We start from the raw sequence: 22,387 nt of genomic DNA on the forward strand, positions 1-22,387 counted from the left end.
CTCCAGCTCGCGAGATCGTAAATCGAGCATGCAGAAAGGCCTCAACGCTTGTTGGCGTTGACTTCGGCCGCACGCAGCTTGGGCGCGAGCTTGTCCAGAATGCCGTTGACGAACTTGTGACCGTCGGTGGCACCGAACACCTTGGCCAGCTCGATACCCTCGTTGATCACCACCTTGTAGGGGACGTCGACGCGGTTTTTCAGCTCATAGGTGGACAGACGCAGGATGGCCAGCTCGACCGGGTCGATCTCCTCCAGAGGGCGATCGAGCAAGGGCGTGAAGGACTCGTCCAGCTCGGTCTTCTGCCGCGGCACACCGTGCAGGATCTCGTGGAAGTAAGCACCATCGACCTTGCTGAAATCGTTGTCGACACGAAACTGCGCTTCGATCTCGTTCAGCGGCTGACCGGCGATGTGCCAGGAATACAGGGCCTGCATGGCCAGGGTACGGGCCTCGCGGCGCGCGAGAATCTTGCTGCTGGGGCCCTTCTTGGCCGGCTGGCCGTTACCGGAGTTGCTCACTTGGCCTCCAACTGCGCCAGCAGGCTGACCATTTCCAGGGCAGACAGCGCAGCTTCGGCACCCTTGTTACCCGCCTTGGTGCCGGAACGCTCGATGGCTTGCTCGATGGAGTCGACGGTCAGTACGCCGAAGGCAACCGGTACGCCGTATTCCATGGAAACCTGGGCCAGGCCCTTGGTGCACTCGCCGGCAACGTATTCGAAGTGCGGGGTGCCGCCACGGATGACCGCGCCGAGGGCGATGATCGCCGCATACTCGCCACGCTGAGCGACCTTCTGGGTAACCAGCGGAATCTCGAAGGCGCCCGGCGCACGGATGATGGTGATGTCGCTTTCGCTAACACCGTGGCGAACCAGGGCGTCGATGGCGCCACTGACCAGGCTCTCGACGACGAAGCTGTTGAAACGGCCTACCACCAGGGCGTATTTGCCCTTCGGGGCGATGAAGGTACCTTCGATGGTCTTCAGGGTCATGACGGGTCTCACATGGGTTAAAGAGCCGGGGCGTCGTGCGCCCCGAAAATAAAATTCGTGCTCCCTTGGGAGCGGGCTTTGCTCCCCTCTCCCATTTATGGGAGAGGGACCGGGGGAGAGGGTTCGGCACTGGCCACAACACCCTCTCCCGCCCTTCGGGCCGCTTTTAATCAGCCGGCAGGTATTCTACAACCTCGAGATCGAAGCCGGATATCGCGTTGAACTTCATCGGCGAGCTCATCAGGCGCATCTTGCGCACGCCGAGGTCACGCAGGATCTGCGAACCAGCGCCCACGGTGCTGTAGGTCGCCGGATTGGCCGGCTGTTGGCGACCGATCAGCGCCAACAGCTCGGGACCAGTCAGCGGGTTGCCGAGCAGCAGCACCACGCCGCTACCAGCCTTGGCCACCTCGGCCATCGCCGCACGCATGCTCCAGCGCCCCGGCTGATTGACCAGGAACAGGTCGCGCAGGGGATCCATGTTGTGCACACGCACCAGAGTCGGCTCTTCGGAGCAGATGGTGCCCAGGGTCAGCGCCATGTGCGCGGTGTTCTCAACGCCATCGCGATAGGTCACCAGGTTGAACTGGCCCAGCTCGGTATCCAGCGGCTGCTCGCTGACGCGCTCGACGGTACGTTCATGAATCAGCCGATAGTGGATCAGGTCGGCAATGGTGCCGATCTTCAGACCGTGCTCTTCAGCGAACTTCTCCAGCTCCGGGCGACGCGCCATGGTGCCGTCGTCGTTCATGATCTCGCAGATCACCCCGCTCGGCTCGAAGCCCCCCATACGCGCCAGGTCGCAAGCTGCCTCGGTGTGGCCGGCACGCGCCAGCACGCCGCCAGGCTGGGCCATCAGCGGGAAGATATGGCCGGGGCTGACGATATCCTCAGCCACCGCATTACGCGCCACGGCAGCCTGCACGGTGCGGGCGCGGTCGGCGGCGGAGATGCCGGTGGTCACGCCTTCGGCCGCCTCGATGGAGACGGTGAACTTGGTGCCAAAGCCGGAACCGTTGCGCGGCGCCATCAGCGGCAGCTTGAGCAGCTCGCAGCGCTCGCGGGTCATCGGCATGCAGATCAGGCCACGGGCGAAACGGGCCATGAAGTTGATGTGCTCGGCGGTGACGCATTCGGAGGCGATGATGATGTCGCCTTCGTTCTCGCGATCCTCGTCATCCATGAGGATGACCATCTTGCCGGCGCGGATGTCTTCGATCAGTTCTTCAGCGGTATTGAGCGCCATCGGGGCGTCTCCTCAATTCTTCAGGTAGCCGTGTTCGGCGAGAAAGCTTTCGGTCAGGCCCGAGGCCTTGGGTTCTGCGGCCTTGTCACCGAGCAGCAGGCGCTCCAGGTAACGTGCCAGCAGGTCGACCTCGAGGTTGACCTTACGCCCGGCCTGGTAGTCGACCATGATGGTCTCGGCCAGGGTATGCGGCACGATGGTCAGCTCGAATTCGGCGCCATCGACCGCGTTGACGGTCAGACTGGTGCCGTCGACGGTGATCGAACCCTTATGGGCGATGTATTTGGCCAGCTCACGCGGCGCGCGCACCTTGAACTGCACGGCGCGGGCGTTATCGGCGCGCGAGACGATCTCGCCGACGCCGTCGACGTGACCGCTGACCAGATGGCCGCCGAGGCGACTGGTCGGCGTCAGGGCCTTTTCCAGATTGACGGCGCTGCCGGGTTTGAGGTCGATGAAGGCGGTACGCGCCAGCGTCTCGCGACTGACATCGGCCCAGAAGCCGTCGCCGGGCAGCTCCACGGCGGTCAGGCAGATGCCGTTGACCGCGATACTGTCGCCGAGCTTGACGTCACCCAGGTCGAGCTTGCCGGTTGCCACGTAGACACGAACGTCACCGCCCTTGGGCGTCATGGCGCGGATACTGCCGATGGCTTCGATTATGCCGGTGAACATGCGCCCTCCGAATCTTGCTTGAAGATAATGCACAGCATGGATGAACTCCTGTTTTGGTCAAAAACAGGGCAATGCCGATCGATAGGGATTTCACGGGCACGCTCGAGGCGCCCGAGGAGGGAATCCCGCTCTCTCTTTATCCGGACTATACCGTCGGCCCCGGAATCTCACCGGGTCTGCTAGACCTCGCGCGGCAGGAGCCGTGGCGAGCGCTCGCGGGCTAGGCCTTGAAGACCATTACCGCCGGTGGGGAATCACACCCCGCCCTGAGAACGTTGCGGCCACATGAAAATAGCCGCGTGGCGTTTTACCACATTTATCATCGCGGCGCATGGGGCGTAGGGTGCGCCATGCGCACCAGGGTTAACCACTGATTTACCAGAGCAGCGGCTGTGCCCGCTGTAGTCGTTGCCACTGAACAAGGGGGATATAGGTAGAACCGCAGTGGCCGCGGCGCGCACAGGGCCCCCTACTTGACCTTGGGTACCGCTGTGATCTGCCAGTCGTCGCCGACGGCGCGAATATCGACGATCTGCAACTCCGGCGCCTCGGCCATGCGATTGAGCGGCAACTCGAGCAGCGGCCGGGCACTGGAGCCGAGCAGCTTGGGCGCGACGAAGATACGGTACTCGTCCACCAGCCCGGCACGGGCGAAGGCGCCAGCCAGACGCGGCCCGGCTTCCACCAGCACTTCGTTGACACCCCGCGAAGCCAGCTCCAGCAGCAGCTTGCGCAGATCGACATGACCGTTGCTGCCCGGCACAGCGAGCAACTCGTGGCCGTCCTCCTGGTAGCGATCACGGGCGGCAGCAGCGGCGCACGTAGCCACCAGGGCCGGGCCGACCTGGAAGAAGGTCTTGCTCAACGGCACCCGCAGGCGGCCATCGACCAGCACACGCAGAGGCGGACGACGCTGCGCCAGTGCCGTCATCTCCGCCCCCAGGCCCAGCTCGTCAGCACGCACGGTCAGCCGCGCGTCATCTGCCAGCACCGTATCGGCACCGCTGAGCACCACGCTGGCCTGCGCACGCAAGCGCTGCACTGCGGAGCGTGCTGCCGGCCCGGTGATCCACTGGCTTTCGCCACTGGCCATGGCGGTGCGCCCATCCAGGCTCATCGCCAGCTTCACCCGCACGAACGGCAGGCCCTTCTCCATGCGTTTGATGAAGCCGGCGTTGAGCGCTCGCGCCTCATCCTCGAGTACGCCACTGGCGACCTCGATACCGGCCTGGGCCAGACGCAGCAAGCCGCTGCCAGCCACTTGCGGGTTGGGATCCTGCATCGCCGCGACCACCCGGCTGACGCCCGCCGCAACCAGGGCATCGGCGCAAGGCGGCGTGCGACCGTGATGGCTGCAAGGTTCCAGGGTGACGTAGGCGGTCGCGCCACGCGCTTTGTCGCCGGCCTGGCGCAGCGCGTGCACCTCGGCATGTGGCTCGCCGGCACGGGCATGCCAGCCTTCACCAACGATGCGTCCATCCTGCACGATCACGCAACCGACACGAGGGTTGGGATGGGTGGAGTACAGGCCTTTACGCGCCAGCTTGAGGGCGCGCGCCATGAAGAAGGGGTCGCGTTCGCTCATCGGCTTTTCGACGGCTCGCGCGCCAGACGTTCGATTTCCTCGCGGAACTCGTTGAGATCCTGAAAGCGCCGGTAAACCGAGGCGAAACGGATGTAGGCCACTTCGTCGAGCTTGCTCAGCTCGGTCATCACCAGCTCGCCGAGCACCAGCGACTTCACCTCACGCTCACCGGTGGCGCGCAGTTGCTGCTTGATGCGGGCGATGGCCTCTTCCAGACGCTCGACGCTCACCGGGCGTTTTTCCAGCGCGCGCTGCATGCCGGCACGCAACTTCTCTTCGTCGAATGGCTGGCGGCTGCCGTCCTGCTTGATCAGGCGCGGCATCACCAGTTCGGCGGTTTCGAAGGTGGTGAAGCGCTCACCGCAGGCCACGCATTCGCGGCGACGGCGAACCTGGTCACCTTCGGCGACCAGACGGGAATCGATGACCTTGGTGTCGTTGGCAGCGCAGAACGGACAATGCATGGCAGGGGCTGACGAATGGCGGCAAAGGCGCCATGGTAGCGCATAGCGACAGCAAGACAAGCCAGAGGCTTGAGCGGCCGTTAGCGTTTTCGAGCGGTGCGGCCTGGGCATCGGTTGGCGCGGGTTAACAGTGCGGCGAAGCGCGGCGAATCACCCGGCAACACGCAAAAACTGGCCCGGCCTGATGAGTTACGCGCAGAATTGCGCCATACGACGCCGTCCCAAGAGCGAACGAATCCATGACCCAGCGACTTCATTTCCTGCCCATCCTGCTGAGCGGCCTGCTGGTCGCCTGCGCCAGCGACCCGGCACCGCCCCCAGTCGATGCACCGCCAACGGCGCCCAAGCCGATGCTCGAACCGCAGTCGCAAGCCAGCCACCTGCCAGCAGTGAGCGGCCAGTTGCTCGGCGTTGCAGCCGGTGCAGAAGTGGAGCTGGCGCTGCTTGTCGTCGATGCACGCGGCCGGCCTGGCCGCTCGCTCGGTAGCCAGCAGCTACGTGGCGACGGAGAGGCGCTGCCCTTCGAACTGCATTTCGAGCCCACCGCGCTGCAAGCCGGCCAACGCCTCGAATTGCGCGCCCGCGTCAGTCATTCCGGCCGCCTGGTGCAGCGCCTGATTCCACGCACCATTGCCAGCCAGAGCAATCAGGCGCTCGGTGAGCTGAGCCTGGTAGCCGCCCCATGATCGCACCCGCCGCCCTGCAGGCTGCGCTCGCCGAACTGCTCGGCGATGCCCGACTGGTGGCCGAAACGCTACCGGGAACCGATATCGCCTTGTGGCTGATTGACGCCAGCAACATGGATCGCGCCTTCGACCCCGAAGAGACCCGACGCATTCTCGAAGAGCCCCCCTACTGGAGTTTCTGCTGGGCCAGCGGCCTGGTGCTGGCACGCTGGCTGGCCGAGCATCCCGAGTGGGTGCGCGGCAAACGCGTACTGGATTTCGGCGCCGGCTCCGGGGTCGCCGCCATCGCGGCCGCCAAGGCGGGTGCGACAGAAGTGGTGGCCTGCGACCTCGATCCACTGGCGCTGGCCGCCAGTCGCGCCAATGCCGAGCTCAACGGCGTGACCCTGAACTACTCGGAAGATTTCTTCGCCGAAGCGGATCGCTACGACCTGATTCTGGTCGCCGACGTGCTCTACGACCGCGCCAACCTGCCGCTACTCGATCACTTCCTCAGCCGCGGGCGCCAGGCGCTGGTGGCCGATTCGCGGGTGAAGGATTTTCAACATCCGCTCTACCAGCGCCTGGGGCTGCTGGAAGGCTGCACCTGGCCGGATCTGGCCGAGCCTGCCGAATTCCGTCAGGTCAGCCTGTATCATGCGCAACGACCGACATGAGCCGGGCACGATCCGCGCCGCCCCTTGTATCGCGAGCCGACCGCCCGCATTAATAGTCCATTGCCCAGCCTTTCGAGACCGACCATGAGCGACTCCCCCTATATCTTCGACGTATCCGGTGCCGCCAACTTCGAGCAACTGGTAGTCGAGAACTCCTTCCACAAACCGGTACTGGTCGACTTCTGGGCCGACTGGTGCGCGCCGTGCAAGGCGCTGATGCCGATGCTGGCGAAGATCACCGAGGAATATGCCGGCGAGCTGCTGCTGGCCAAGGTCAACTGCGATATCGAGCAGGACATCGTCATGCGCTTCGGTATCCGCAGCCTGCCCACCGTGGTGCTGTTCAAGGACGGTCAACCGGTGGACGGTTTCGCCGGTGCCCAGCCGGAAGCGGCAATTCGCGAAATGCTCAAGCCGCACGTCGCCGAACCGGCACCGGCCGCCGCCGACCCGATGGAAGCGGCCCAGGCGCTGTTCGCCGAAGGTCGCTTCGCCGATAGCGAGGCGCTACTCAAGCAGGTGCTGACGGAAAACAACGAGAACGCTGCAGCGTTGATTCTCTACGCGCGCTGCCTGGCCGAGCGCGGCGAACTGGCCGAAGCCGAGACCGTGCTGAATGCGGTCAAGGGCGATGAACACAAACAGGCGCTGGCTGGCGCCAAGGCGCAGCTGACCTTCCTGCACCAGGCCGCCGACCTGCCCGACGTCGCCACGCTGAAAAGCCGTCTGGCCCAGGATGCCGGTGACGACGAGGCGGTGTATCAGCTGGCCGTGCAACAACTGGCGCGCCAGCAGTACGAAGCCGCGCTGGACGGCCTGCTCAAGTTGTTCGTGCGTAACCGCAGCTACGGCGAAGGCCTGCCACACAAGACCCTGCTGCAGGTGTTCGATCTGCTCGGCGGCGACCACCCGCTGGTCACTGCCTATCGTCGCAAGCTGTATCAGGCGATCTACTGACCCGGGTTACCCCGCTCACCGTTACGCCATGCGCACCACCGGGCTCTCCTGACTTACTCGGTGCGCGCGGCGCAGCCTACGGAAGAACGGCCTTTGTAGGGTGCGCCGTGCGCACCGGCGATGACAGCGCTGATGTGTCGGTGCGCACAGCGCACCCTACTGACCTGAGCCGCTACTCCTGCCAGCACGTAGGGCGAACCGGAACGCCGGCCGCTCGTAGCGCTAGCGAACAGTCCGCCGGGCCATACCAAATCTGCTTACTCCGTCACCCAGTGATAGATCGGCGCATCCGCGCCGGTTTCCATACGGATCTGCGAGCAGTGGCGCAGGCGCACCAACAGGCGCTTGCCCGCTGCCTCACCGCCAGCCAATGCGGCCAGTTGCGCCAACAACCGCGGCCCCTCGACCGAACCGGCATCGCGCACCAGTTGCAGTGTGGTCTGCCACAGTCGGTCACTGCTATCGGCTGCCGGCACTGCTACGGGCGGAACAGCAGCCGGAGTCACCGCGACGTGCTCGGCCAGTTGTGCCCAATCCTCGGCATCCAGCTCCAGCGTCAGATCCACCGGCCAATCGCCGATCCGCCCACGTATACGCACCATGTCCAGCCTCCAATTCGATGGATGAATGCTCCCATGCCTCCGACACGCTGGCCAGCTCAGCATAAAAATTGTTATAACGTAACGATTAAGTCAGCCCCCATGCCGGAGATCCCCATGCGCCATCTGCTGCTCGCCCTGCCCTTTGCCCTCCTACCGCTGGCCGCCCAGGCCCACGAACACAGCCATGATCACGATCATGACCATGCCCACGACAGCCTCGGTGCTCACGAACACGGTGTCGCCAGCCTCAACGTGGCACTGGATGGCAAGCTGCTGGAACTGCAGCTGGAGAGCCCGGCAATGAACCTGGTGGGCTTCGAGCATGCCGCCAAGAGCGATGCGGACAAAGCCAAGGTCGCTGCGGCCAAGAAGGAGCTGGAACAACCGCTGCAACTCTTCGCGCTGGCCAGCGGTGACTGCAAGGCTACCGAAGTCGAACTGGAGAGCCCGTTGTTCGGCGACGCCGACCACGACCACGACCACGACCACGACCATCATCCCCATGAAGGCGAACACAGCGATATCCAGGCGCATTACCGCTTCGAATGCGCCAATGCCAATGAATTGAAACAGTTGGATCTGGGCGAGCTGTTCAAACGCTTCCCCGCCACCGAGAAGATTCAGGTACAACTGATCGGCCCAAGCGGTCAGCAGGGCGTTGAACTGACTCCGGCCCAGCCACGCCTGTCTTTCTGATGCCGTAGAGTGGATGACACTCTGGCATCCATCACACCAACCTTGTGGGAGGGTCAGGTGGCGACACGCTTCAGCCGCGAGAGAGCTCGCCGCTATAGCGCCTCCTGCAAAGCCTGCTCCGGAGGCATGGATACCACTGCGGGCTCGGCTCAGACAATCAGGCCACCATGCTCGGCTTTTCATGAACGACGATTCGAAGAAACCATGACCCAACCTCTGATCGAACTCGCCGATCTCGGCTTCGCCTGGCCTGGCCAGGCGCAGTTGCTGGATATCCCCCACTTCACCCTGGCGCGCGGCGAAACTCTGTTTCTCAAGGGCCCCAGCGGCAGCGGCAAGACCACCCTGCTAGGCCTGCTTGGCGGCGTACAGAAAGCCCAGCGCGGCCATATCCGCCTGCTTGGCGAAGACCTCGGCAAGCTCTCGGCCGGTGCACGCGACCGCTTTCGCGTCGACCACACGGGCTACATCTTCCAGCAGTTCAATCTGCTGCCATTCCTTTCCGTGCGCGAGAACGTCGAGCTGCCGTGCCGCTTCTCCCGTTCGCGCGCCGAACGTGCACGCCAGCGCCATGGCAGCATCGACGCCGCGGCCGCCGCGCTGCTCGACCACCTGGGCCTGCGCGCCGAACTGCTCGGCCGCCGTGCCGATGAACTGTCGATCGGCCAGCAACAACGCGTCGCCGCCGCCCGCGCCTTGATCGGCCAGCCGGAGCTGGTGATCGCCGATGAGCCCACTTCGGCGCTGGACTTCGACGCCCGTGAGGCCTTCCTGCAATTGCTCTTCGCCGAATGCCGCGCCGCTGGCGCCAGCCTGCTGTTCGTCAGCCACGACCAGAGCCTCGCACTGCTGTTCGACCGCAACCTGTCGCTGGCCGAACTCAACCGCGCCACGCGTCCACAGGAGGCCTGAGATGCATCTGATCCGCATCGCCCTGGCCAGCCTGGCCAACCGCCGTTTCACCGCGCTGCTCACGGTATTCGCCATCGCTTTGTCGGTGTGCCTGCTGTTGGCCGTCGAGCGCGTCCGTACCGAAGCCCGTGCCAGCTTCGCCAACACCATCAGCGGCACCGACCTGATCGTCGGCGCCCGCTCGGGCAGCGTGAACCTGCTGCTGTATTCGGTGTTTCGTATCGGCAATGCCACCAACAACATCCGCTGGGACAGCTTCGAGCACTTCGCCGAACACCGTCAGGTGAAGTGGGCCATCCCCATTTCCCTGGGTGACTCGCACCGCGGCTACCGGGTGATGGGCACCAGCACCGCCTATTTCGAGCATTACCGCTATGCGCGCAGCCAGGCGTTGCAGCTGGCACAGGGCCGCGCCTTCGCCGACGATCCCTTCGAAGTGGTGCTCGGCGCAGAGGTTGCCCAGGCACTGGGCTATGGTCTGGGCGAGAAGATCGTCCTGGCCCACGGCGTCGCCACCATCAGCCTGGTCAAGCACGACGACAAGCCCTTCACCGTGGTCGGCATCCTCGAACGCACCGGCACGCCGGTCGACCGCACGCTGCACATCTCCCTGGCGGGCATGGAGGCGCTGCATATCGACTGGCAGAACGGCATGCCAGCACGCGGCGCGGCGCAGGTCAGCGCGGAGCAGGCGCGCAGCATGGATCTGCAGCCCAAGCAGATCACCGCCTTCATGCTTGGCCTGAATAGCAAGATCGCCACCTTCAGCCTGCAACGCGAGATCAACGAGTTCCGCGGCGAACCGTTGCTGGCGATCCTGCCCGGCGTGGCCCTGCAGGAGTTGTGGAGCCTGATGGGCACCGCCGAGCAGGCGCTGTTCGTGGTCTCGCTGTTCGTCGTGCTCACCGGCCTGATCGGCATGCTCACGGCTATCCTCACCAGCCTCAACGAACGCCGCCGGGAGATGGCCATCCTCCGCTCGGTAGGTGCACGCCCCTGGCATATCGCCAGTCTGCTGGTGCTGGAGGCGTTCACCCTGGCACTGGCTGGCGTGGCGCTGGGGCTGGCCTTGCTCTATGCAGGCATCGCTGGCAGTCAGGGCTTCGTCCAGGCCAACTACGGCCTGTACCTGGCCCTGAGTGCACCATCGAGCTACGAATGGAAACTGCTCGGCGCCATCCTCGGAGCCGCCCTGCTGATGGGCAGCGTGCCGGCCTGGCGGGCCTACCGTCAGTCGCTGGCAGACGGTTTGTCGATCCGGCTGTGAACGCGTTCGGGTAGGGTGCGCCGTGCGCCCTACCCGAGCATTCCGGCAAGAGCGCCTGTTACACTCGACCGGCGTTTTCGCCAAGAGGTTTCCCATGTCCCGCCCCCTGCTCGCCACCCTGCTGCTGACCCTGGCATTGCCGCTGGCCGCCGCCGATGTGCGCGAACTCAACTGGTCCGAACTGGTACCGGCCGACGCTCCGCCCCAGCAGATGGATGCGGCGCCGATCCATGACCTGTCGCAATTGGCCGACGCACTGGCCGAGTCCGGCCCGGCGGCCATGCAGCAATCGCCGGCAGCGCCCGTGGTCAAGGAACTGGACGGCCAGCAGGTCAAGCTGCCCGGCTATATCGTGCCGCTGGACGTGACCGAGGAAGGCCGGGTAATCGAGTTTCTCCTGGTGCCCTACTTCGGCGCCTGCATCCACGTGCCACCGCCGCCCTCGAATCAGATCGTCCACGTCACCAGCGAGCTGGGCGTGCTGCTCGATGCACTGTACCAGCCGTTCTGGATCGAAGGGCCACTGAAGGTCGAACATGTCAGCAGCGAGCTGGCAGAAGTCGGCTACCAGATGGAAGCGAACAAGATCTACGCCTACGAAATGCCCAATAGCTGAGCCCAACCGAAACACCCGTAGGAGCGGCTTCAGCCGCGAAAAGCTTCGCGGCTAACGCCACATCGATCGGTACACCGCCCATGAAAAAGCCAGACCCTGAGGTCTGGCTTTTTACTTGATGCGCGCGGCGCCCCCTACAGATGCGACCCCGCGTAGGGGCGCCGCGCGCACCGACGAACGACTCAATTGCGGCTGGCGACACGCTTCTCTCGCTCGAAGCGCAATTCGCTTTCCGCCCATTGCCGCCACGAGCGCACCTTGGAACGGTCAGCCCCGACACGCTCGGCCTGAACCAGAGCATCCAGCCCGGCCTGCCAGCGCGCCTGCTCCAGCTCCAGCTGAGCGACGTACAACCAGTGCTTACCATTGCCACTGCGCTCGGCCAGTGGACGCAACACCCGTACCGCAGCAGCCCGATCACGCGCCTGCCACCAGAACAACCCCAGGTGCTCCTGACGCGCCGGGGTGCTGCTCAGCAGCCCATTGTCGATCAAGCCCGCGAGCAGCTTGGCACCCTGCCAAGGCTGATCGGCGGCGCCAGCCAGCAGCACCAGGTTATCCAGCTCCGACTCGCTGAAACGCAGCCCCTTGGTGTGGGCCGCGCGCAACGTAGCCAGGGCCTTGTCGTTGCTGCCGGCCATCTGCTGCAGAGCGGCCAGTTGGCGCCAGCCTTTGGCATCGTCCGGCGTGCGCGCCAGTAGCTGACGCTGCCAGCGTTCGGCCTGGGCATAGCGTTTGAGATCGGCATTGGTGCCCACCAGAAATTGCAGCCAGATATCCGCGGCATTCGGGTTGGCCTGCAGGTAACGCTCGGCCAGCGGCAGCGCCCTGGCTGGCTGGTTCATGCCCCGGTAGGCCTGCACCAGCATCTGCAGCACATCTTCGGACGCCTGCCCCTGATTCGGCGCCAGCAGCTCGACCACCCTGGCGTAGCGACGCTCACCGAGGTTGAGCTTGGCCAGGTTGAGTCGCTCGCCAGCGAGCATGTCCTCGTCCAATTTGCCGCTGCGCACAGCCTTGTCCAGCCAGTCGATGGCCTGCGCATTGTGACCGGCTGACCAGGCCACATAGGCCTGGCTACGCCAGACCAGCGCCTCCTCGAGACTGCCGCTCTGTGCGGCGGCGCCCTCCAGCGCCTTGCGCGCAGCGGCGTAGTCACCCTGCTGCTGCGCACTTTGCGCAGCGTTCAGGGCACGAAACACGGCCGGGTCGATGGTCTGCTGGGCCATCCCGGGCACAGCCGCCGTACCGAGCATCACGAGCAATAACCAGCGATACATGGTCAGCCCCTTTCCAGACGGAAGTAGAGAGTTTTCACTGCCTCGCGATCAACCGCCAGGCCGCCCTCGGTGCGCGGCGCGAAACGCCAGCGAGCGGCCGCACGACGGGCCTCGCGCTCGAACACGTTGCGCGGATTGGCCTCCAGCACACGGATATTCTCCACATTGCCGGCTCGGTTGATGGTGAAAGCCAGTTTGACGAAACCTTCGATGCCACGCTGCAGGGCATGCCGCGGATACTCCGGGCGCACGTCGTTGAGCGGCATCACTTCGCTCTCCATGCCGCCCATCTGCCCGCCCGTGTCGGCAGCCTCGCTCGGCGTACTCGGCGCTGCCGCGCCTGGCGCAAGACCCGCCAGGCTGGGTGCTGGCGCGGCATTGACGGCGATACCACCGGCCAGGCTTGGCAACTGGATATCCAGCGCTGGCAGTTGCGCATCAGGCGTTGCCGACATCGGTGTGGGCGGCGTCGGGGTTTGCGGCGTCTGTGGTTGCGGTGGCTGCGGCGCCTGCTGACGATTGCGACTGGCGGTCTCGCTGGAATTGCCATCCATGCGTACGAAGCTGGCCACGCTGACCGGCTCCTGATCGAGCGTCGAACGTGGCGGCGTGACCATGTACAGCATCAGGGCGAACAACCCCAGCGCCATCAGGCAGGCAGCGATGAAGGACAGCGCCAGACGCATCAGTTGGCTCCGCTGGTGGCAGCCAGTGCCACATCACGCACCCCGGCGAGGCGCGCTTGATCCATCACCTGCACCACCAGACCGGTACGTGCATCCTGATCGGCCTGCACCACCACCGCGCCATCCGGTTGCTCCACACGCATGCGTTCGACATGCGCACGCACGCTGCGCACGTCCACCGGTTTCTTGTCCAGCCACACCTGGCCATCGGCGGTGACGGCGATGAGGATGTTGCCCTTGTCCTGCGGGCTGGCGGTTTCCGCCTGCGGGCGTTGTACTTCGACACCAGCCTCCTTGATGAAGGAGCTGGTGACGATGAAGAAGATCAGCATGATGAAGACCACGTCGAGCATCGGCGTAAGGTCGATGCCGGTGTCGTCTTCAGGCTGGTGATGACGGCGCATTCTCATTTCAAAGACTCTCAGTCATGCCGCAGCTGATCGGCCAGCCGCTCCAGAGCCCGGCGCGAGTCTCGTTCGAGACGCGCCAGGCTGAACAATCCAGTGATCGCCAGCACCATGCCGGCCATGGTCGGCAGGATCGCCTTCCATACGCCGGCAGCCATGCCGCGTGGGTCGCCATTGCCACTCATGGCCAGCACGTCGAATACCGCAACCATGCCAGTCACGGTGCCGAGCAGGCCAAACAGTGGACACAGCGCGACCAGGGTCTTGCCCAAACGCAGCGGAGCAGCGAGTTGCTGGCGCGCCTGCGCCAGCCAGGCGTCGCGGACTGCGCGCTGCCAACTGCCCACCACGTCATCGCCGAGCACCTGCTGCCAGGCTTCGCGACGCTCGCGCACCCAGCGCGGGAAGATCCGCCGCAGGAACCAGAAACGCTCGAACATCAGCGTCCAGAACAGCACGCAAAGGATGGCCAGGGCCCACATCACCACACCGCCGGTGGTCATGAAGTCGAGCAGCGCATAGCCGCTGTCGACTGCACGCAACCAGGATGCGTAGAAATCAGTCACGACGCGGCGTCCCTGACAGGTGCAAGGCGACGAGACCGGCGCTCTGCTGCTCCAGAAGCTGGATCAGACCCTTGCTGCGGCTGCTCAGCAAGGCGTGCAGGAACAGCATCGGGATGGCCACGATCAACCCCTGCACGGTGGTCACCAGCGCCTGCGAGATACCGTCGGCCATCAGCCGCGAATCGCCGGCGCCGCCCTGGGTGATGGCCTGGAAGGTGATGATCATCCCGGTCACGGTTCCCAGCAGGCCGAGCAACGGCGCGACAGCGGCCATCAGCTTGATCAGGCCGTGGCCTTTCTCCAATGGCGGGGTTTCCAGCAGGATCGCCTCATCCAGCTTCAGCTCCAGGGTTTCCAGATCGGACAACTGCGGCTTCGGCCCCAACACGCCGATCACCCGCCCCAGCGGGTTGTCGTCACGCGGAGTGCCGAGATCATGCATCTGCGCCTTGATTCCACGTGCCACACGGCTCAGGTAGAACATGCGCCAGGCTGCCAGCAGCAGGCCCACGGCGCCCAGCGCAACGATCACCCAACCGACCAGGCCGCCCTGCTGCTGGCGATCCCACAGGCTCGGTTGCTGCTGCAACTGCGCCAGCAGGGTGCCGCGACTGGGGTCGACCGGCAGTGGCGCCAACGCCGCACTGCTACTGAGGTAATCCTTGACCTGGCCCATACCGGAAGGCTGGCGCAGCGGCGCGATCAGCTCGCCTGCATCGGCGTCGTAACGCAGGAAGGCATCCTCGCCGTACACGGCAAAAGCACCGACGCGCAGCACCTGCTGCTCACTGCGAAGACCGTCGGCGGCGACCACCGGCAACGGCACGCGCTCGACACGACCACTGGCGGCCAGATCTTCGAGCAGCAGCATCCAGAAGCCATCGAGGTCTTCGGCCGACGGCAAGCTGCGGCTCTCGGCCAGCGCCTTGAGTTGCTTGAGGCGCTCGGGGTATTGCGCATTGAGCAGGCTGTCCTGCCACTGGCTGAGGGTGTCACCGGCACTCTGGCGCACCACACCGAACAGTTCGCCGAGATGACCGACACGTTGCGCCAGCAGCTTTTCCTGCTCGGCCAGTTCAGCTTCCTGACGATCGAAATCGGCCTTCAGACGTTCGGCCTCGGCCTTCTGCTCGGCGAGCGAGGCACGCGCGGCAGCCAGCAGTTCGGCTTGTTCACTGCGCTTGGCAAGAAACGCCTGCTCGCGCGCCTGCATGGCACTGACTTCGGCGGCCCGCTCACTGCGGATACGTTGCAACAGCTGATCGGGACTGAGGGTTTCAGCGACAGCAGCCATGTTGGGCAGCAGGCTGAGCACCAAGGCGGCGATAACACGACGAGTCATTGTGCAGACTCCTTGGCCAGCGTCTTGATCGGCAGGTTCAACAGTGCGGGAGCCTGTTGCTGGCGGGCGATGGCGATGGCCTGGCTCAACGGGCGCCGGGCGCTACCTTCGAGCGCCTGCCAGGCCTGGGCCTGCGGGTTCCACCAGCCGCTCTCGTGGCCATCCAGGGCCTGGTAATAGAGCATGCTGCGCCCCAGGCGCAGGAATTCCACGCTACGCGAGGCGCCATCGGCCTGCTTCAGCTCACCGCGCCAGGCTTCCAGGGTGCGGCCGTAGTCGCTCTCGATCTGGTAGGCCTCGAGGATGCGGCGGTACTTGTCAGCCAGGCTGACATCGGCGCGCGGCAACAGATCCTGCAACTGCGCCAGGCGATCCTCACGCTCTTCGGGCAGGAACGGCAGATCAGCGGCAATGAACTGGCCAAGCACCTCGACCATCCTGACCATCTGCGGGCTCACTGCCTCCTGGGTGCGCTCGATGCCATCGAGCTGCCTCTGGTAGCCAGCCAGCTCATCGCGCTGGGCCGCCACCAAATCAAGTAATTGACTGTTATAACCTTTCAGCGCCTCAGCCTGCTGGAGCGCGCTACGGTACTCGTTGAGCATCTCACGACTGGCATCGTCCAGTTGCTCGACACGGCCCTGGGAAGCCTTGGCCTCGGCAGCCAGGCGCTGGCTTTCATCCAGCGCATCATCCAGCGGTGCGGCAGCCAGCGAACCGCTGGCAAGGGCCAGGGCCGCGACCAGGGAACGGAGTGGGAAGCGATTCATGCGCAGAGGATCCTCGACAGACGGCAGCTTCAAAAAGAGAAAGATTATCATCTACGAACTTCACCAGGGCACGCGTGAAACATCTCGTATCAGCCAGCCGAACTATTGAGCCAGGTCAAAAAGTAAATCGTTGCGTGGCTTAGCATTGATTCCAGCCAAGACACTCGACTCGACTGGAGTTCGCTATGTACAAGTCCCTGTTCACCGCTTCCCTGTTGGCCCTGGCCATCGCTGCCCCCGTTGCCCAGGCCCACCAGGCCGGCGACATTCTCGTCCGCGCCGGTGCGATCACCGTAAACCCCGAGGCCGACTCCTCCAGCGTCAAGGTCGACCGCGGCGGCTTGGCCGGCGCCGATCTGGGCGGCAAGGCGACCATGAGCAGTGACACCCAGCTGGGCCTGAACTTCGCCTACATGCTGACCGACAACCTCGGTATCGAACTGCTGGCCGCAACGCCCTTCGAGCACGACGTGAAGATCAAAGGCACCATCCTCGGCGCGGCCAACGGAAAGCTGGGCTCGCTCAAGCACCTGCCGCCGACCCTGAGCCTGGTGTACTACCCGCTCGACTCCAAGTCGGCATTCCAGCCCTATGTCGGCGCCGGCATCAACTACACCTGGATCTTCGACGAGCACGTCGGCAGCGCCGCCAGTGCCAACGGCTTCGACAACTTCCGCGCGAAGAACTCCTGGGGCCTGGCCTGGCAGGTCGGTGCTGACTACATGCTGACCGACAACCTGATGGTCAACGCCCAGGTACGCTACATCGACATCGACACCACCGCCTATGTCGACAACAACGCCCTCGGCGTACGCGCCAAGGTCGACGTAGACGTCGATCCGTTCGTCTACATGGTTGGCCTGGGCTACAAGTTCTAAGCCAGCGCACAATGAGAGAAGCCGGCATCTGCCGGCTTCTTTGCGTTCAGGGACATCACCCCCAGCATCGGTTTACAAACCGAGCAAGCGAGCGAGCCCGTCACGTAGCGGCGTCTGCGCCGGCAGCTGGTACTGCGCCTGCAGTCGAGTATTGTCGGCACGCGAATGGCGAATATCGCCAGCCCGCGCCGGCAGATGCGTCACCTGCGGGAGTGCACCACACAGGGTGCCGATTTCCGCCAGCAACTGGTTGAGGCTGACAGCCTGGTTCCAACCGACGTTGACCGGCAGCGGTTCCACCTGCCCGGCACCCAGAGCCTGCATCAGCAACTCGACCAGATCGCCCACGTAGAAGAAGTCGCGGGTCTGTTCGCCATCACCGAATACGCTGATCGGCAGCCCCTGCTGCGCACGCTGGGTAAAGATGCTTATCACGCCGGAATATGGCGAAGACGGATCCTGGCGTGGGCCGAAGATGTTGAAGAAGCGAAACACGGCCGGTTCCAGGCCATGCTGGCGACGATAGAAATCCAGATAATGCTCACTCGCCAGCTTGTCGGCAGCATAGGGCGTAAGCGGGGATTTGGCTGTGTCCTCATCGATGGCCACGCCTTCGCCATTGTTGCCATAGATGGCAGCACTGGAGGCGTAGACCACTCGCCGCACGCCATGCAGGCGCATCGCCTCGCAGACGTTGAGCGTACCGATGAAATTGCTCTGGTGGGTCGCCACCGGGTCATCGACGGACGCCTGCACGGAGGCCACCGCAGCCAGGTGAACCACCGCATCGCAACCGGCTACCGCCTGCGCGACCAACTGCGCATCGGCGACATCCCCCTCGATGAACTGCAGGGCCGGGTTATCCAGCGGCAGGTTATTGCGCTTGCCCATGGACAGATTGTCCAGCACGCGTACGCGCTGCCCTGCGGCCAGCAGCGCATCGACCAGATGCGAACCAATGAAGCCGGCACCGCCGGTTACGAGTATTTCAGCCATGACGGTAATAACGATCCAGAAGCGCTGGCAAACCGGAGCGCCAGGCGCGCGGCTTGATGCCGAAAGTGTGAAGGATTTTCTTGCAGGCCAGTACCGCGTGCTGCGGCTCGTCCGCTGCATCCGGACGGGCAGCGTGCGCTTGCGGCACGACATCCTCGATCAGGTTGCTGCGATAGTGGCGTGCCTCGCTGAGCACAGCCTGGCCCAGGCTCAGTGATGTGCTCGCTTCGTGCCCACCATAGTGATAGGTGCCCCACAGCGGTGAAGCGCAGTCGAGTTGCTTGAGCACGGCGAGGATCACCCGCGCAGCATCATCGACCGGGGTTGGATTACCCCGTCGGTCGTCGGCCAGGTGCAGCGTCTCGCCACGTTCGGCACGCAGCAGGAAACGCCCGAGCAAGCCTTCGCGACTGTCATCGAGCAACCAGCCGAAACGCAGCAGCACATGCCGCGGGCAGATCGCCCGTACGCTCTGCTCCAGACGCCAGAGCGCCTGGCCGCGCAGGCCCAGCGGTACGGGTTCTTCCTTCTCGCTATAGGCCGTGGCGCGCGAACCGTCGAACACGCGGTAGCTCGACGGCTGCACCAGCACGATCTGGTGATGCTGGCAGAGTTCGGCCAGGCGCTCGACAGCGCGCTCTTGCGTAGACAGGCGCGACGCGGTCACCGACTCGGCCTGAAACCAGTCGAAGTAATAAGCCAGGTTGATCAGTGCATCCGGGCGGGTGTCGTCGAGCAACTCGGTCAGGCTCGCCGCATCCCAGCCGCTTTCCGGCGGGCGTGGTGCGAGGAAGCCGATGTCCTCCTCGGCGCCAAGACGGATCAGCGCTTGCCCCAGGGCACTACCGCCGCCCAGCAGCATCAGGCGCATTCGCATGGTGGCTCGGGTGACTCCAGATTTTTTCTGCCTGCCGGTGTGGCGGCCGTAATGGCGGATATTCTGCTGGTTTTACCCTGTGCCGTCACCCCGCAATCGCGCATTGCCCGGCATCGGCAGCAATGCGCTCGGCCTCCTGATCGAAGGCGCCCTGCGCCCGGACGATCTCGGCGACATGGCTTTCCACCCAGTGATCGAGTGTCCGAATCGGTTCGCTCAAGGAATGCCCCAGGGCCGTCAGCGAGTACTCCACCCGCGGCGGCACCTCGGCATAGGCCTGCCTCGATACCAGCCCAAAGCGCTCCAACCGACGAATCGTCTGGATCAGCATCTTTTCCGAAATGCCGTCGACCCGACGGCGCAGCTCGGCAGTACGCAGGGTGCCGCCGTGAGCCAGAGCATGAATCAGCAGCAGCGACCACTTGTCAGCGATCACCGCGAGAACGTGACGTGCCGGGCAAACACCGCTGAATACATTGCCCAGCCGGGATTCGTCGGTCATAGAAGCCGCTCCAAAACTTACCAAAAGGTAGGTACTTGCCGAAAAGAATGCGCAGAGTAAGCTCTTTTACGCGTTCCCTCCACCAAGGAATCCCCCCATGAAGCTGTATTACAAAGCCGGCGCCTGTTCGCTCTCGCCTCATATCGCTCTGCTAGAGGCAGGCCTGACCTTCGAACTGGAAGCGGTCGACCTCAAGACCAAAATCACCGAATCGGGTGCCGACTTCACTGCGATCAACAGCAAGGGCTATGTGCCCGCCCTGGTACTGGACAATGGCAAGGTGCTGACCGAGGGCGCCGCCATCGTCCAGTACATCGCCGACCTCAAACCCGAGAGCGGCCTGGCGCCAGCCAATGGCAGCGAGGCGCGCTATGAGCTGCAAAGCTGGTTGAGCTTCATTTCCACCGAGTTGCACAAACCCTTCGGCAGCCTGTTCAACCCAGCCCAGAGCGCGGACTGGAAGGCCGCCGCTCAGGCCCTGCTGAGCAAACGCCTGGATTGGTTGGCCACGCAACTGGGCGAGCGGGAGTTCCTGCTCGGCGACCGTTTCACCGTTACCGATGGCTATCTGTTCACCGTACTGGGCTGGGCCAATCTCGTCGGTTTCTCGCTGGATGCCTGGCCAAACTTGCAGGCTTACCGCACCCGCATCGGCGCCCGCCCCAAGGTGATCGAAGCACTCAAGGCCGAAGGTCTGATCTGAGGCACAAAGAAAAACCCCGAGCATAGCTCGGGGTTTTCGTCTCAGCGCGACACTACGTTCTCAGAACGGAATATCGTCGTCGAAGCTGTCGTAGTCAGGCGCTGGCTGGGCCTGCTGCGGAGCCGGGCGCTCCTGACGCGGAGCCTGTTGCGGCTCGCGTTGCGGGGCCGGGCGCGATTGACGCGGAGCACCGCCCTCATCGCCACTCGGACGACCGCCGAGCAACTGCATGGTGCCCTGCATGTCGACGATGATCTCGGTGGTGTAACGCTTGATGCCGTCTTTTTCCCACTCACGGGTCTGCAGCTTGCCTTCGATGTACACCTGCGAACCCTTGCGCAGGTACTCGCCAGCGATCTCGGCAACCTTGCCGAACAGGGCGACACGGTGCCATTCGGTCTTCTCGACCTTCTGCCCGGTCTGCTTGTCGGTCCACTGCTCGCTGGTGGCCAGGCTCAGGTTGGTCACTGCGTTGCCGCTGGGCAGGTAGCGTGTTTCCGGATCCTGACCACAGGTACCGACCAGAATGACTTTGTTAACCCCACGGGCCATAACGTTCTCCTAGGCTCCTCACGTCGCCGGCGCCGATGCGATCAGGCGCTCCACTGACGTGCGGTCCACTTGTTGGGTGTCCACTTTGATATAGATGGCCGCTTCATCGACCACCACCACGGCATCCGCCACTCCCGGCGTAGCCTTGAGGCGTTCGACCAGTCCGACCTCGGCCAGTGCCGCAGCGTCGAGCGGCAGGCGCAAACTGGTCACATACGGCGGTTCGCGCATAGTAACAGCAATGACCAGCCAAATTGCACAGAGCACGGCGCAGCCGATGAACACCCCGATCAGACCGGTGTGCTGATACAGCCAGCCGCCCAGAATGCCGCCCAGTGCAGCGCCGAGGAACTGACTGGTGGAATACACGCCCATCGCCGTGCCCTTGCCGCCAGCCGGGGCGACCTTGCTGACCAGCGACGGTAGCGACGCCTCCAGCAGATTGAAGGCGGTGAAAAACACCACGATACCGACCACCAGAGCACGCAGGCCACTACCCAGCAACGCGAAATACAGCTCGCAAACCAGCAGCACCGCCACCGCGCCGAGCAGCACACGCTTCATCTGGCGCTTTTTCTCGCCGTAGATGATGAACGGCACCATGCCGAAGAAACCGATCAACAAGGCGGTGAGATAGACCCACCAGTGCTCCTCCTTGGCCAGACCACCCTGCTCCACCAGTGCCAGCGGCAACGCGACGAAACTGGCCATGAGCACCGCATGCAGCGCCAGGATGGCGAAGTCCAACCGCAGCAGGTCGGCATTCCTCAGGGTCGGCCACAGCGCCTGCGCCGCCACGCCCGACTCGCGGTGCTGCAACGGGCCGGCATTTTTCGGCACCACGCCTGCGACGATGAGAATCCCCAACAGCGCCATCGCCGCCGTCGCCCAGAACAACCCGGACAGGCCGAAGGCACGAGTCAGGAGCGGGCCGACGACCATGGCCACGGCGAACGACAGGCCGATGCTCATGCCGATCATGGCCATGGCTTTGGTGCGATGCTGTTCGCGGGTCAGATCCGACAGCAGCGCCATCACCGCAGCGGAAATCGCGCCAGCGCCCTGCAACACGCGTCCGGCGATCACCCCCCAGATCGAGTCGGCATTGGCAGCCAGCACGCTGCCGGCCGAGAAGACCAACAGGCCGACATAGATCACCGGCCGTCGGCCAATACGATCGCTGAGTATGCCGAAGGGAATCTGCAGCACCGCCTGAGTCAAACCATAGGCACCGATGGCCAGACCGATCAACGCCGGGGTACTTCCAGCCAGATCCATGCCGTAGGTGGCCAGCACTGGCAGCACCATGAACATGCCGAGCATGCGGAATGCGAACACCAAGGCAAGCCCGCCAGCCGCGCGTGCTTCGCCGCCACTCATGCGTTCACTGTGTGGATCGTGCATGGAACAAATCCCGTGGAAAATCAGCCGGCGATTCTAGCAGCCGGCGCGCCTGCGGCACAGGCACACAC

Annotated in this window: 27 protein-coding genes and 1 riboswitch; of the genes, 9 read left to right on the forward strand and 18 right to left on the reverse strand. The window is 64.3% G+C overall.

All coding sequences use genetic code 11. From position 1 onward, the window contains the following. Positions 1 to 41: 41 nt before the first annotated feature. The 6 genes from nusB to nrdR all read right to left on the reverse strand — a co-directional run bounded on the left by nusB (position 42) and on the right by nrdR (position 4,964). Complete coding sequence (gene nusB, locus HS968_RS21885) at positions 42 to 521, reverse strand: transcription antitermination factor NusB (protein ID WP_182368672.1); 480 nt, start codon at positions 519 to 521, stop codon at positions 42 to 44. Further along, positions 518 to 994 (reverse strand): 6,7-dimethyl-8-ribityllumazine synthase, encoded by a 477-nt coding sequence (gene ribH, locus HS968_RS21890; RefSeq protein WP_012019761.1) that lies wholly within the window; start codon positions 992 to 994, stop codon positions 518 to 520. Before ribH ends, nusB begins: the two co-directional genes overlap by 4 nt. A 166-nt stretch (positions 995 to 1,160) precedes the next feature. Beyond that, positions 1,161 to 2,240 (reverse strand): bifunctional 3,4-dihydroxy-2-butanone-4-phosphate synthase/GTP cyclohydrolase II, encoded by a 1,080-nt coding sequence (ribBA, locus tag HS968_RS21895; RefSeq protein WP_119694417.1) that lies wholly within the window; start codon positions 2,238 to 2,240, stop codon positions 1,161 to 1,163. Between the two features lie 12 nt (positions 2,241 to 2,252). Then, positions 2,253 to 2,915, reverse strand: coding sequence for a riboflavin synthase (locus tag HS968_RS21900; RefSeq protein WP_106738673.1), 663 nt, complete (start codon positions 2,913 to 2,915; stop codon positions 2,253 to 2,255). A gap of 123 nt (positions 2,916 to 3,038) precedes the next feature. After that, positions 3,039 to 3,193, reverse strand: a riboswitch (FMN riboswitch). Between the two features lie 191 nt (positions 3,194 to 3,384). Continuing rightward, complete coding sequence (ribD, locus tag HS968_RS21905; protein ID WP_179622695.1) at positions 3,385 to 4,500, reverse strand: bifunctional diaminohydroxyphosphoribosylaminopyrimidine deaminase/5-amino-6-(5-phosphoribosylamino)uracil reductase RibD; 1,116 nt, start codon at positions 4,498 to 4,500, stop codon at positions 3,385 to 3,387. Next, complete coding sequence (gene nrdR / locus HS968_RS21910) at positions 4,497 to 4,964, reverse strand: transcriptional regulator NrdR (RefSeq protein ID WP_003243991.1); 468 nt, start codon at positions 4,962 to 4,964, stop codon at positions 4,497 to 4,499. The genes ribD and nrdR overlap by 4 nt, the downstream gene beginning before the upstream one ends. Positions 4,965 to 5,203: 239 nt before the next feature. Here nrdR and HS968_RS21915 point away from each other — a divergent pair, with 239 nt between their 5' ends. The 3 genes from HS968_RS21915 to trxA all read left to right on the forward strand — a co-directional run bounded on the left by HS968_RS21915 (position 5,204) and on the right by trxA (position 7,263). After that, positions 5,204 to 5,650: a YbaY family lipoprotein gene (locus tag HS968_RS21915; protein ID WP_179622696.1), complete on the forward strand. Its 447-nt coding sequence runs from the start codon at positions 5,204 to 5,206 to the stop codon at positions 5,648 to 5,650. After that, on the forward strand, positions 5,647 to 6,306 hold the full coding sequence (locus HS968_RS21920) for a class I SAM-dependent methyltransferase (protein WP_179622697.1): 660 nt from the start codon (positions 5,647 to 5,649) through the stop codon (positions 6,304 to 6,306). The genes HS968_RS21915 and HS968_RS21920 overlap by 4 nt, the downstream gene beginning before the upstream one ends. 84 nt (positions 6,307 to 6,390) lie before the next feature. Continuing rightward, positions 6,391 to 7,263, forward strand: a complete 873-nt coding sequence (trxA, locus tag HS968_RS21925; protein ID WP_182368673.1) for a thioredoxin — start codon at positions 6,391 to 6,393, stop codon at positions 7,261 to 7,263. Positions 7,264 to 7,520: 257 nt separating this feature from the next. On the opposite strand, the gene HS968_RS21930 is transcribed toward trxA, so the two are convergent. Next, positions 7,521 to 7,865: a hypothetical protein gene (locus HS968_RS21930; protein WP_182368674.1), complete on the reverse strand. Its 345-nt coding sequence runs from the start codon at positions 7,863 to 7,865 to the stop codon at positions 7,521 to 7,523. Positions 7,866 to 7,979: 114 nt separating this feature from the next. Between HS968_RS21930 and HS968_RS21935 the strand changes: the two genes are divergently transcribed. The 4 genes from HS968_RS21935 (at position 7,980) to HS968_RS21950 (ending at position 11,356) form a co-directional block, all read left to right on the forward strand. Further along, positions 7,980 to 8,561, forward strand: coding sequence for a DUF2796 domain-containing protein (locus HS968_RS21935; RefSeq protein WP_182368676.1), 582 nt, complete (start codon positions 7,980 to 7,982; stop codon positions 8,559 to 8,561). Between the two features lie 204 nt (positions 8,562 to 8,765). Next, positions 8,766 to 9,473 (forward strand): ABC transporter ATP-binding protein, encoded by a 708-nt coding sequence (locus tag HS968_RS21940; protein ID WP_182368677.1) that lies wholly within the window; start codon positions 8,766 to 8,768, stop codon positions 9,471 to 9,473. A gap of 1 nt (position 9,474) precedes the next feature. Next, positions 9,475 to 10,740, forward strand: a complete 1,266-nt coding sequence (locus HS968_RS21945) for an ABC transporter permease (RefSeq protein ID WP_119694408.1) — start codon at positions 9,475 to 9,477, stop codon at positions 10,738 to 10,740. A gap of 94 nt (positions 10,741 to 10,834) precedes the next feature. Continuing rightward, the gene (locus tag HS968_RS21950; RefSeq protein ID WP_106738664.1) at positions 10,835 to 11,356 is read left to right on the forward strand and encodes a DUF3299 domain-containing protein; all 522 of its coding nucleotides are present in this window, start codon (positions 10,835 to 10,837) and stop codon (positions 11,354 to 11,356) included. A 182-nt stretch (positions 11,357 to 11,538) separates the two neighbouring features. Here the strand turns inward: HS968_RS21950 and HS968_RS21955 are convergent, their stop codons facing one another. From HS968_RS21955 to HS968_RS21980, 6 genes are read right to left on the reverse strand one after another with little or no spacing between them, the layout of a single operon-like run. Further along, positions 11,539 to 12,636, reverse strand: a complete 1,098-nt coding sequence (locus HS968_RS21955) for a tetratricopeptide repeat protein (protein ID WP_182368678.1) — start codon at positions 12,634 to 12,636, stop codon at positions 11,539 to 11,541. A 2-nt stretch (positions 12,637 to 12,638) separates the two neighbouring features. Further along, positions 12,639 to 13,322, reverse strand: a complete 684-nt coding sequence (locus HS968_RS21960) for a TonB family protein (protein WP_182368679.1) — start codon at positions 13,320 to 13,322, stop codon at positions 12,639 to 12,641. Next, the gene (locus HS968_RS21965; RefSeq protein ID WP_119694405.1) at positions 13,322 to 13,732 is read right to left on the reverse strand and encodes an ExbD/TolR family protein; all 411 of its coding nucleotides are present in this window, start codon (positions 13,730 to 13,732) and stop codon (positions 13,322 to 13,324) included. Before HS968_RS21965 ends, HS968_RS21960 begins: the two co-directional genes overlap by 1 nt. 11 nt (positions 13,733 to 13,743) lie before the next feature. After that, the gene (locus HS968_RS21970) at positions 13,744 to 14,295 is read right to left on the reverse strand and encodes a MotA/TolQ/ExbB proton channel family protein (protein ID WP_182368681.1); all 552 of its coding nucleotides are present in this window, start codon (positions 14,293 to 14,295) and stop codon (positions 13,744 to 13,746) included. Further along, positions 14,288 to 15,637, reverse strand: coding sequence for a MotA/TolQ/ExbB proton channel family protein (locus HS968_RS21975; RefSeq protein ID WP_182368682.1), 1,350 nt, complete (start codon positions 15,635 to 15,637; stop codon positions 14,288 to 14,290). The genes HS968_RS21970 and HS968_RS21975 overlap by 8 nt, the downstream gene beginning before the upstream one ends. Then, the gene (locus HS968_RS21980) at positions 15,634 to 16,407 is read right to left on the reverse strand and encodes a DUF3450 domain-containing protein (RefSeq protein WP_182368683.1); all 774 of its coding nucleotides are present in this window, start codon (positions 16,405 to 16,407) and stop codon (positions 15,634 to 15,636) included. The genes HS968_RS21975 and HS968_RS21980 overlap by 4 nt, the downstream gene beginning before the upstream one ends. 185 nt (positions 16,408 to 16,592) lie before the next feature. Between HS968_RS21980 and HS968_RS21985 the strand changes: the two genes are divergently transcribed. Next, positions 16,593 to 17,285, forward strand: a complete 693-nt coding sequence (locus HS968_RS21985; RefSeq protein ID WP_119694401.1) for an OmpW/AlkL family protein — start codon at positions 16,593 to 16,595, stop codon at positions 17,283 to 17,285. A gap of 72 nt (positions 17,286 to 17,357) precedes the next feature. Here HS968_RS21985 and HS968_RS21990 read toward each other — a convergent pair whose 3' ends face one another. From HS968_RS21990 to HS968_RS22000, 3 genes are all read right to left on the reverse strand, one after another. Next, on the reverse strand, positions 17,358 to 18,281 hold the full coding sequence (locus HS968_RS21990; RefSeq protein WP_182368684.1) for an NAD-dependent epimerase/dehydratase family protein: 924 nt from the start codon (positions 18,279 to 18,281) through the stop codon (positions 17,358 to 17,360). After that, on the reverse strand, positions 18,274 to 19,158 hold the full coding sequence (locus HS968_RS21995; RefSeq protein WP_182368686.1) for a sugar nucleotide-binding protein: 885 nt from the start codon (positions 19,156 to 19,158) through the stop codon (positions 18,274 to 18,276). The genes HS968_RS21990 and HS968_RS21995 overlap by 8 nt, the downstream gene beginning before the upstream one ends. A gap of 85 nt (positions 19,159 to 19,243) precedes the next feature. Then, positions 19,244 to 19,660 carry a winged helix-turn-helix transcriptional regulator gene (locus tag HS968_RS22000; RefSeq protein WP_179622707.1) on the reverse strand — a complete coding sequence of 139 codons (417 nt, stop codon included), beginning with the start codon at positions 19,658 to 19,660 and terminating at the stop codon, positions 19,244 to 19,246. 97 nt (positions 19,661 to 19,757) lie between these two features. Between HS968_RS22000 and gstA the strand changes: the two genes are divergently transcribed. Then, complete coding sequence (gene gstA, locus HS968_RS22005) at positions 19,758 to 20,363, forward strand: glutathione transferase GstA (RefSeq protein WP_182368687.1); 606 nt, start codon at positions 19,758 to 19,760, stop codon at positions 20,361 to 20,363. Positions 20,364 to 20,423: 60 nt separating this feature from the next. Here the strand turns inward: gstA and HS968_RS22010 are convergent, their stop codons facing one another. Then, the gene (locus HS968_RS22010) at positions 20,424 to 20,915 is read right to left on the reverse strand and encodes a single-stranded DNA-binding protein (RefSeq protein WP_003463262.1); all 492 of its coding nucleotides are present in this window, start codon (positions 20,913 to 20,915) and stop codon (positions 20,424 to 20,426) included. Positions 20,916 to 20,933: 18 nt separating this feature from the next. Beyond that, positions 20,934 to 22,319 (reverse strand): MFS transporter, encoded by a 1,386-nt coding sequence (locus tag HS968_RS22015; protein WP_182368688.1) that lies wholly within the window; start codon positions 22,317 to 22,319, stop codon positions 20,934 to 20,936. Positions 22,320 to 22,387: the final 68 nt, after the last annotated feature.

The organism is Pseudomonas berkeleyensis, assembly GCF_014109765.1.
Lineage (GTDB): Bacteria > Pseudomonadota > Gammaproteobacteria > Pseudomonadales > Pseudomonadaceae > Aquipseudomonas > Aquipseudomonas berkeleyensis.